Origin of the sequence: Comamonas sp. B-9 (assembly GCF_000410635.1) — a bacterium.
Taxonomy (GTDB): Bacteria; Pseudomonadota; Gammaproteobacteria; order Burkholderiales; family Burkholderiaceae_C; genus Comamonas.
Genome location: NZ_KE148585.1, coordinates 5771 through 15273 on the forward strand (window position 1 = coordinate 5771; position 9503 = coordinate 15273).

A 9503-nucleotide genomic window follows, 5' to 3' on the forward strand; every position below is an offset into this window, starting at 1 on the left:
GATGGCCGAGGCGCAGGCCCAGCCCGCCACCGGTGACCAGGCCAGCCTGGACTGGGACGAGCCCCGCCTGCAGTCGGTGATGCAGCGGCTGGACGCGGCGCTGGCGCCCGCCCCTGCCAAGGCCGCCGAAACCCTGGACACCAGCGCTTGAGGCTGGTCGGCAAACAGGCGCCAACACCAGATTGCGGCGCCATGCAATGCCTCCGCGCAAAATACCACCCTTTCCATTGCTCAATATAGATAGCCAGCTATCTTTTTTGACCAATCCAGGCACATTGACATGCAGTTTTGGTGGGTGCGGCAGGCGCGAGCGATTACAATGGAGGCGTTCGCAGCCCTGCTGGACTTTATAGTTCCTTGAACCAATGCTCTACGAGCACGGGCTTGGTACATCACCTATTGAGCGTGATCGTCTCGCGTCAGATGAACCCAACGATAGGTTGCCCTTGCCCACCTGAACCCCCGGTTCAGGATGACGGTCCAGTGGATCCGCTGCGAACACCTGATTTTTTCGGGCAGGCTGCCCAACCTGTCTTCTCCTCTCCGCGACAGCGGGGTTTCAGGCCACCTGTTTCAGGTGGCCTTTTTAATGCGCGCCATGACTGATCCTCTTGTTTTGCTGCCGCTGTCGTTTCTGGGCCTGATCGGCGGATTTCTGGCGGGCCTGCTGGGCATTGGCGGCGGCATGGTGCTGGTGCCCTTCATCACCTACATCCTGGGCAGCCAGGGCGTGGCGCCGGAGCTGGCGATCAAGATGGCGATTGCCACCTCGATGGCGACCATCGTCTTCACGTCTGTGTCCAGCGTGCGCGCCCACCACCAGCATGGCGCCGTGCGCTGGGACCTTGTCAAACGCCTGGCCCCGGGCATTGTGCTGGGCGGCCTGCTGGCCAGCCTGGGCATTTTTGCGATGCTCAAGGGCAGCTACCTGGGTTTGTTTTTTGGCCTGTTCATTGGTTACTCGGCACTGCGCATGTTCCGCAAGCCCAACAGCAAGGCCATGCGCGCCATGCCGGGCACGGCCGGCCAGGTGGCCGCTGGCGGCGTGATCGGCTGCCTCTCGGGCCTGGTGGGCGCCGGTGGCGCCTTCATCAGCGTGCCTTTCATGACCTGGTGCAGCGTGCCGATGCACAACGCGGTGGCCACCAGCTCGGCGCTGGGTTTTCCGATTGCGGTCACCAATGTCATCGGCTTCATGGTGGCCGGCCTGCACCTGCAGGGCCTGCCACCGCATTCGCTGGGCTATATCTGGCTGCCCGGCCTGGCCGCCATTGCCACCTGCAGCGTGCTGACCGCGCCACTGGGCGCCCGTGCCGCCCACCGCCTGCCGGTGGGCCAGCTCAAGAAGATCTTTGGCGGCATCTTGCTGTGTCTGGCCGCGTACATGCTCTACAAGAGCCTGGCGGCCTGGCAGGGCTGAGACCTGCCACAGCGGGCTAGATAATCCGCGAGAAGCGCGCCCGGTTGCGGTCGGCCTGCAGGTTCTTGTCGAACACCATGGCCACGCCGCGCACAAAGTACCAGCCCAGCTCGGTCACATTGATCGCCTCGTCGCTCAGCTGCACCAGGCCCTGGTCCTGCAGCTCGCGCAGTTGGGCCAGCTCGGCGGCAAAGTACTGGGCAAAATCAATCAGCCAGGCCTGCTCCAGCGATTCAATCGCCAGGCTCCCCTGGCACATCAGGCCCATGATCACCGCGCGGCGCAGCAGGTCATCGCGCGTCAGCGCCAGGCCCCGCACCACGGGGATCTGGCCCTGGTCGATCAGGTCGTAGTACTCCTCCAGGGTCTTGGCATTCTGGCTGTAGGTCGCGCCAATGCGGCCGATGGCCGACACGCCCAGCGCCAGCAGATCGCAATCGGGCTGGGTGCTGTAGCCCTGAAAGTTGCGGTGCAGGCGCCCTTGGCGCTTGGCCACCGCCAAGGCATCGTCGGGCAAGGCGAAATGGTCCATGCCCACATACACATAACCGGCGCCTTCCAGCGCGGCCAGGGCCTGGGCCAGCATGGCCAGCTTGTCGGCCGGGCTGGGCAGGTCCTGCGCCTGGATGCGGCGCTGGGGCTTGAAGCGCTCGGGCAGGTGCGCATAGGCGTAGAGCGCAATGCGGTCGGGCCGCAGCGCATTGACCTGCTCCATCGTGCGCACAAAGCTGGCCGGGCTTTGCTGGGGTAGACCATAGATCAGATCGATATTGATAGATTCAAAGCCGATCTCACGCGCCTGCTCGACCAAGGCAAACACCTGGTCGGCGGGCTGCTCGCGGTGCACGGCCTTTTGCACCAGCGGGTCAAAATCCTGCACGCCAAAGCTCAGCCGGTTAAAGCCCAGCTGGTAGAGGTGCTGGAGGCGCTCGCGGCTCACGGTGCGCGGGTCCACCTCGATCGAGTACTCGCCACCGGGCTGCAGATGAAAACGCTGCTTGACCATGTCCATCAGGCGGCTGAGGCCGGCATCGGTCAAAAACGTGGGCGAGCCGCCGCCCAGGTGCAGCTGGCTGATGGTGGGGCGGGCACTGACATGGGCCAGCTGCAGGTCCAGCTCACGCTCGAGGTAGTCCAGGTACTCGTCGGCCCGCTCGGCATGCTTGGTGATGATCTTGTTGCAGGCGCAGTAGTAGCACAGCGAGGCGCAGAACGGCACATGCACATACAAGGACAGCGGAGCGAGCCTGCCAGCCAGGCCGGTGCCGCGTTGCGCCAGCGCCTGCTTGTACTCATTCGCAGCAAAGGCTTCAACAAATCGGTCTGCGGTAGGATACGAGGTGTAACGGGGGCCGGGAACATCAAAACGGCGCAGCAGGTCGGGGGTCAGGGAAATCATGTGGCTTCTTCCTAGCGGACACCCAATGTGCCCCAAGCTCTGCCACGCGTCCTTGATGTACATCAAGAACCCATTTGGCGCCTGCACGCACAATAGGCGCATACGAGGAACGCCGTTCCTACATGAATATTTGTTCACGGGTATTGATACATGACATCCAACTCCATCAAAGTGGTGTGCTCCAACTGCAATTTGCGCGAGCTGTGCATGCCCGTGGGACTGTCGGCCGAACAAATGGAGCGCATCGACGAGATCGTCGCCACCCGCCGCAAGATCAAGCGCGGCAGCGCGCTGTTCCGCAACGGTGAGACCTTCACCTCCCTCTATGCGATTCGCACCGGCTTTTTCAAGACCAGCATCGCCACCGAAGACGGGCGCGACCAGGTCACCGGCTTTCAGATGGCGGGCGAGATCATCGGGCTTGACGGCATCGTCAACGACCGCCATTCCTGCGACGCGATTGCGCTGGAAGACGCCGAAGTCTGCGTGATGCCCTACTCCTCGCTCGAAGACCTGTCGCGCGAAGTGACCGCCTTGCAGCACCATGTGCACAAGGTCATGAGCCGCGAGATCGTGCGCGAGCATGGCGTCATGCTGCTGCTGGGCAGCATGCGCGCCGAAGAGCGCCTGGCCGCCTTCTTGCTGAACCTGGTGCAGCGCCTGCATGCCCGGGGCTTTTCGCAGCATGAGCTGATCCTGCGCATGACACGCGAGGAAATCGGCAGCTACCTGGGCCTCAAGCTCGAGACCGTCAGCCGCACCTTCTCCAAGTTTGCCGAGGAGAACATCATCGAGGTCAAGCAGCGCCATGTGCGCATTCTGGACACCGACAAGCTCCAGGGCCTGATCAACACCCAGGCCTGCTCGGCCTAAGCTAAGCAGCTATTCCAAGTCGCCGCGTCAGCGGATACAAACGCGGTCTGATCCGACATCCGCTCAAGCCGCAAGCGGCGATGCTCTGTGTTGAAGCCACGGCAAGGCTGCGCAACAGCGGCTCTGCCCTACGTCTGACCTGAAAGGAGCCTGCCATGTACCAACATATCCTGCTTGCCACCGATGGCTCTGAGCTGTCTGAGAAGGCCGTCCGCCACGCCCTCGCGCTGGCCAAGCTGAGCCACGCCACGGTCACCGCCGTCAACATCTCGCCCAACTACCCGCGCAGCTACTTCGAGGGCAGCACCATGCAAAACCCCGATGACATTGCGCGCATCGAGGACGGCTGGGAACGCGCCGCCCAGGGCATTGTCGACAAGGTGGTGGCCGAAGGCGCTGCCACCGGCGTGCCCATCAAGACCCTGGTGATCAAGTCCGACATGATTGCCGAGGCGCTGCTGGAGACGGCGAAAAAGGAAAACTGCGACCTGATCGTCATGGCATCGCACGGCTACCGGGGCTTGAAGCGCCTGCTGCTGGGCAGCGAAACCCAGCATGTGCTGACCCATGCGACGATACCGGTGCTGGTGCTGCGCTGATCGCCACCTAAGCGCATCCGCCCAATAGCAAACCCTCGCCTGCGGCAGCTTCTTGGCTGCCACAGCGCGAGGGTTTTGTCATGGCGGCGCAGGCCGCCATCATGGGCGCATCAGCCCTTGAACAGGCCCTGGTACTGGTCGCGCAGCAGGTTCTTTTGCACCTTGCCCATGGTGTTGCGTGGCAGCTCGCCCACGACAAAGCAGCGCTTGGGAATCTTGAAGTTGGCCAGCTGCTTTTTCAAAGTCGCAATGATGCCCTCGGCATCGAGCTGCTGGCCCGCCTTGGCAATGACCACGGCCACGCCCACTTCGCCAAAATCGGGGTGTGGCACGCCGACCAGCGCGCTTTCGGCCACGCCCGGCAGTTCGTTGATGAAGCCCTCGATCTCGGCCGGGTAGACGTTGTAGCCGCCGGAGATGATCAGGTCCTTGCTGCGGCCGACGATGGTCACATAGCCACGCGCATCAATCTTGCCCACGTCACCGGTCTTGAACCAGCCGTCGGCCGTGAACTCCTGCGCGGTCTTCTCGGGCATGCGCCAGTAGCCGCTGAACACATTGGGGCCTTGCACCTGGATATGACCGATCTCGTCGGCGCCCAGCGCCTGGCCGTCATCGCCCTGCACCCGCACGCCCACACCCGGCAGCGCAAAGCCCACCGTGCCGCCCCGGCGCTCATCCTGGCCGCCATGGCGGGCATCGGCCTGGTAGGGGTTGGAGACCAGCATGATGGTCTCGCTCATGCCATAGCGCTCCAAAATCGTGTGGCCGGTACGGGTCTGCCAGTCGCGGAAGGTCTCGATCAGCAACGGCGCCGAGCCGGAGATGAACAAACGCATGTGCTGGGCCGCCGCCTTGGTCAGGCCCGGCTCGGCCAGCAGGCGCACATACAGGGTCGGCACGCCCATGAAGACGGTCGCCCGCGCCATCGCGGCAATCACCGCCTTGGGCTCGAACTTGGCAAACCAGACCATCTTGCTGCCATTGAGCAAGGCCGCATGGATCGCGACAAACAGGCCATGCACATGGAAGATCGGCAGCGCATGGATCAGCACATCGCCCTTTTTCCAGCCCCAGTAGTCCTTGAGCATCACTGCATTGCTCAGCAGGTTGCCGTGGCTCAGCATCGCACCCTTGCTGCGCCCGGTGGTGCCACTGGTGTAGAGAATGGCGGCCATGTCGTCGGCAGATTTCTGCGCGGGCGTGTGCGCATCGGCGCAGTGCACCGCACGCTCCAGCAGCGTGCCGCTGCGGTCATCGCCCAAGGTGAACACGCTTTGCGTGCCGCACTGGAAGGCGATCTTGGAGACCCAGCCAAAGTTGGCCGGCGAGCAGACCACCACGGCCGGCTCAGCATTGGTGACAAAGTACTCGATCTCGGCGCTTTGGTAGGCGGTGTTGAGCGGCAGAAACACATGGCCGGCGCGCAAGGTGGCCAGGTACAGCGCCATCGCTTCGACCGACTTTTCCACCTGCACCGCTACGCGGCTGCCGGAAGGAATATTCAGCGAATCGAGCAGGTTGGCGATGCGCGCGCTCATGCGGTCCAGATCGCGCCAGCTGTAGTTCAGCGGCTCACCGCTGGCCGAGGTGGTCTCCACGGCGATGGCATCGAGGTCCTCAGGAAAGGCCGCGCGCAGGGCGCAGAACAGGTTGTCGTTGGTCATATTTGTCTACTTGGTTGGTGGTTTCCTTGGCGCCTGCGGCCTGGCCGGTGGCCAGCGCAGGCACGGTCAAAACTGGGCTGCTCTTTTGGCGACAAAGGCAGCAATGCCTTCGCGGTGTTCTGCCGAATCGGCATAGGCATAGGGCTGCTGCAGCACCGGGGCCTGGGCATCGCCTTCGGCCAGCGCACGCAGCAGCTGCTTGGTCATGCGGGCGGCCTGGGGCGCCAGGCCGCAGATGCGGGCGACGCTGCGTTCCAGCTGGGCGTGCAGGTCTTGAGCGGGGTACACCTGGCTCAAAAAGCCCGAGGCCAGCATCTGCTCGGCGCCAAAGACCGCTGCCTCCAGCAGCATCTGCCGCGTCTTGGCAGGCCCCACCTGGCTCAGCACCAGCGCCGCCTCCTTGGGCGCCATCGGAAAGCCCAGCTTGGCAATCGGCGCGCCAAACTGGGCTCTGTCTGTTGCCAGGCGGGTGTCGCAGCAGCTGGCCAGCTCCACGCCCGCGCCCATGCAGGCGCCGTCAATGGCAGCGACCAGCGGCACATCGCATTGCAGCATGGCGTTGAGCGCCGGCCAGACCTCGCCTTCGTGGAAGGCGGCCAGGCTCTCTGGCTGAAAGCGAAAGCCGGCGTACTCCGAGATATCGCCACCGGCGCAAAAGGCCTCGCCCTCGCCTTGCAGCACGATGCAGCGCAGCCCGGGCTGGCGCTGCAGGTCCTCAAACACGCGGCGCAGCTGGCGCCACATCGCACGCGACATGGCATTGCGCTTGCCCGCATGGTCCAGCACCACGCGCACGACCTGCGCGCGGGATGCCTCCTCGCCCACCACCCACGATTGCACACGAACCTGCCCCGCCATCATCTCGCTCCTCTTGTCATTCAATCTTCGCGCCCGAGGCCTTGACCACCTCGGCCCAGCGCTTGACCTCGTCGGCCACAAAGGCGGCAAACTGCGGCTGCGTCATGCTGCCATATTCCGCACCATTCTTGGCCCAGATGGCCTTGATTTCTTCCGACGCGCCCATGCGTTTGGCCTCTTCGAACATGCGCGCCTGCAGCTCGGGCGAGGTGCCCTTGATGGCCCAGAGGCCGTACCAGGTGGTCACGTTGTAATCGGGCAGCCCCACTTCGGCAGCGCAGGGCACATCGGGCAGCGAGGGGTTGCGCTGGCTGCCCGAGACCATCAGGCACTTGATGCGCCCGGCGGCGATATGCGCGGCCGACGAGCCCAGGCCGTCGAACAGCATGTCCACATTGCCGGCAATCAGGTCCTGCAGCGCCGGGCCCGCGCCCTTGTAGGGCACATGCAGGATGTCGGTCTGGCTCTGGATCTTGAACAGCTCGCCGGCCAGGTGGTGGCTGGTGCCGGCACCGGCCGAGGCAAAGCTCATCTTGCCCGGGTTGGCCTTGAGCTGGGCCAGCAGCTGCTGCATATTGGCCGCCGTCACCCGCTTGGGGTTGACCACCAGCACCTGCGGCACCGTGGCCAGCAGCGCCAGCGGCACCAGGTCCTTCTGGATGTCGTAATCGAGCTTGGGGTAGACCGAGGGCGCAATCACATGGTGGGTGCCGCCCATGAAGAAGTGGTAGCCATCGGAGGGCTGGCGCGCCGCAAAGCTGGCCCCCAGGGTGCCGCCCGCGCCACCCTTGTTGTCGATCACCAGGGTCTTGCCCGAGATTTTCGAGAACTGCGAGGACAGCGGCCGCGCAAAGGCATCGGTGCCGCCGCCTGCGGGAAAGGGCACCACCCAGGTCACCGGTTTGGTGGGCCAGTCCTTGGCTGCTGCCGTGTTGGCCCAGCTCCAGGCGGGCAGCGCCGTGCCGGCCATGCCGGCGGCCAGGCCTACCAGCGTTCGCCTTCTGGATGAGGACGGTGTATAGCTCTTGGTCATCTTGTCTCCTAACGGTTATTTTTAAGATCCACGCACACCCGCCTGCGCGTGCCCACAGCAACGCACAAGCCCTGGCTGGTCAGCAAAGAATGCCGACCACCCAGGCTGCGGCCCTTATGGGGCCTGCAGCTCTCTCCAGGCCAGCGCAGCGCCTGGGGGCGCGATGCTGGCCTGCCATCCTCAAAAACAGGTTCAGACCTTGGCCAGTGCCTCGATGCCCGATGACACCGGGATCTTGCCCTGGGCCAGCAGATTGCGGTGCTTGTCCAGGCGCTTCAAGTCGTACAGGTAGTTCACCATCAGGCCATAGGACTGCTTGATGCCCTTGGCCGAGGTATCACCCGCCCAGTTCAGGCGCTCGACGCGTGAGCCATTACCCAGGTGAAAGCGCGCGACCGGGTCCACCGGCTTGTCCTTGACCAGGCTCTTGCCCAGGTAGCGGGCAGCGGCATGCAGCAGCAGCTTGGCAGCCGCATCGCCCGCCTGCCACTGGCCCGGTTGCTCCAGCGCGGCCATCCAGTCGTCCACCGTGGGCTCGGCCTTGTCCAGCGCCTTGCCCAGCTCGGCGCGCAGGCGCTTGTCGGCACCCTCCCAGACCTCGGCCGCGTTCTTGCCCAGCCAGCTGCGAAAACCCGGTATCGGCGACAAGGTCGCGAACTGGCGCAGCTTGGGAAACTCCTGCAGCAGCTGCTCGACGACGGTCTTGATCAGCGAATCGCCAAAACTCACGCCGCGCAAACCGGTCTGGGTGTTGCTGATCGAGTAGAAGATCGCCGTGCTGGCCTTGTTCACATCGGCTGCGGCAGCGGCCTCGTCCAGCAGCGGCGCAATGCTGTCCGACATCTTGTCGACCAGGGCCACCTCGACAAAGATCAGCGGCTCGTTGGGCAGGCGCGGGTGGAAAAAGCCGTAGCAGCGGCGGTCGCTGTCGAGGCGGTTTTTCAGATCGGTCCAGCTGCGGATGTCATGCACCGCTTCGTACTTGATGAGTTTTTCGAGCAAGGACGCGGGCGAATCCCAGCTGAGGCTGCGCAGCTCCAAAAAGGCGATGTCAAACCAGGTCGAGAACAGGTATTCCAGATCGGCGTCCACGGCGACCAGCCATTCCTGGCTCTTGAGCTGGGGCAGCATCTGCGCGCGCAGATCAAGCAAGAAGCGCATGCCCTGCGCGGGCACCGCAAAGCGCTGGAACAGGCGCATGCGCGGCGTCTGCAAGGCCTTGCGCAGGTGGCGCTCGGCAGCGGCCATGCTGGCGGTGCCGATCGCGTCTTCGTAGCGCTGGCGGGCCTGGCCGATCTTGGCCACATCGGGCACAAACTGCTCGCATAGGAGGCGCCAGCAGTCCAGGCGCTGCTCGGGCTGGGCGGCGGCATACCACTGCATCACCGGCTCGGCCAGGCGCCCGCCTTCGGCATCGCTCACCTCGCTGGCGCCCACGGCCTGCAGGTCGGCCAGCAGGCGGCGCAGCTCGCGCGGCGACAGCGCCTCATTGCCCCGGCGCAAGGTGGCCTTGAGGCGCTCGGTGGTGCTGCGCTCGCCTTCGGCAGCGCTGCTGCTGCCCAGCTCGGTAGGAATGCCGACCGAGCGCAGCCAGGCCGCGCTTTTTTGCAGCCAGCTGTTGGCGGCGCTGTCCACCCCAGTGGCGGGGGGGGGG

At 64.5% G+C, this 9503-nt stretch carries 8 protein-coding genes; 3 read left to right on the forward strand and 5 right to left on the reverse strand.

Features of this window, described 5'->3' with window-relative positions; all coding sequences use genetic code 11:
• Window positions 1-598: 598 nt before the first annotated feature.
• Window positions 599-1420: a sulfite exporter TauE/SafE family protein gene (locus tag H928_RS0113920; protein WP_027010939.1), complete on the forward strand. Its 822-nt coding sequence runs from the start codon at window positions 599-601 to the stop codon at window positions 1418-1420.
• 16 nt (window positions 1421-1436) lie between these two features.
• Here H928_RS0113920 and hemN read toward each other — a convergent pair whose 3' ends face one another.
• A complete protein-coding gene (gene hemN / locus H928_RS0113925) occupies window positions 1437-2819 on the reverse strand; it encodes an oxygen-independent coproporphyrinogen III oxidase (RefSeq protein ID WP_021027066.1) in 1383 nt (460 codons plus the stop codon).
• A 150-nt stretch (window positions 2820-2969) separates the two neighbouring features.
• On the opposite strand from hemN, the gene fnr reads away from it, so the two are divergent.
• Both fnr and H928_RS0113935 read left to right on the forward strand, forming a co-directional pair.
• On the forward strand, window positions 2970-3692 hold the full coding sequence (fnr, locus tag H928_RS0113930; RefSeq protein ID WP_021027067.1) for a fumarate/nitrate reduction transcriptional regulator Fnr: 723 nt from the start codon (window positions 2970-2972) through the stop codon (window positions 3690-3692).
• A gap of 155 nt (window positions 3693-3847) precedes the next feature.
• Window positions 3848-4291 carry a universal stress protein gene (locus H928_RS0113935; protein ID WP_021027068.1) on the forward strand — a complete coding sequence of 148 codons (444 nt, stop codon included), beginning with the start codon at window positions 3848-3850 and terminating at the stop codon, window positions 4289-4291.
• A 110-nt stretch (window positions 4292-4401) separates the two neighbouring features.
• Here the strand turns inward: H928_RS0113935 and H928_RS0113940 are convergent, their stop codons facing one another.
• From H928_RS0113940 to H928_RS0113955, 4 genes are all read right to left on the reverse strand, one after another.
• Entirely contained in the window at window positions 4402-5958 is a 1557-nt protein-coding gene (locus H928_RS0113940; RefSeq protein ID WP_021027069.1) for a malonyl-CoA synthase, read from the reverse strand.
• A 66-nt stretch (window positions 5959-6024) separates the two neighbouring features.
• Window positions 6025-6816, reverse strand: coding sequence for an enoyl-CoA hydratase/isomerase family protein (locus H928_RS0113945; protein ID WP_027010940.1), 792 nt, complete (start codon window positions 6814-6816; stop codon window positions 6025-6027).
• A 16-nt stretch (window positions 6817-6832) separates the two neighbouring features.
• Window positions 6833-7849: a tripartite tricarboxylate transporter substrate-binding protein gene (locus H928_RS0113950; RefSeq protein ID WP_021027071.1), complete on the reverse strand. Its 1017-nt coding sequence runs from the start codon at window positions 7847-7849 to the stop codon at window positions 6833-6835.
• A gap of 192 nt (window positions 7850-8041) precedes the next feature.
• The gene (locus tag H928_RS0113955; RefSeq protein WP_021027072.1) at window positions 8042-9484 is read right to left on the reverse strand and encodes a malonyl-CoA decarboxylase domain-containing protein; all 1443 of its coding nucleotides are present in this window, start codon (window positions 9482-9484) and stop codon (window positions 8042-8044) included.
• Between the last annotated feature and the right edge of the window lie 19 nt (window positions 9485-9503).

Coding starts and splice junctions, on each gene's coding strand:
- H928_RS0113920 (WP_027010939.1), top strand. CDS start 599: ATGACTGATCCTCTTGTTTTGCTGCCGCTGTCGTTTCTGGGCCTGATC.
- hemN (WP_021027066.1), bottom strand. CDS start 2,819: ATGATTTCCCTGACCCCCGACCTGCTGCGCCGTTTTGATGTTCCCGGC.
- fnr (WP_021027067.1), top strand. CDS start 2,970: ATGACATCCAACTCCATCAAAGTGGTGTGCTCCAACTGCAATTTGCGC.
- H928_RS0113935 (WP_021027068.1), top strand. CDS start 3,848: ATGTACCAACATATCCTGCTTGCCACCGATGGCTCTGAGCTGTCTGAG.
- H928_RS0113940 (WP_021027069.1), bottom strand. CDS start 5,958: ATGACCAACGACAACCTGTTCTGCGCCCTGCGCGCGGCCTTTCCTGAG.
- H928_RS0113945 (WP_027010940.1), bottom strand. CDS start 6,816: ATGGCGGGGCAGGTTCGTGTGCAATCGTGGGTGGTGGGCGAGGAGGCA.
- H928_RS0113950 (WP_021027071.1), bottom strand. CDS start 7,849: ATGACCAAGAGCTATACACCGTCCTCATCCAGAAGGCGAACGCTGGTA.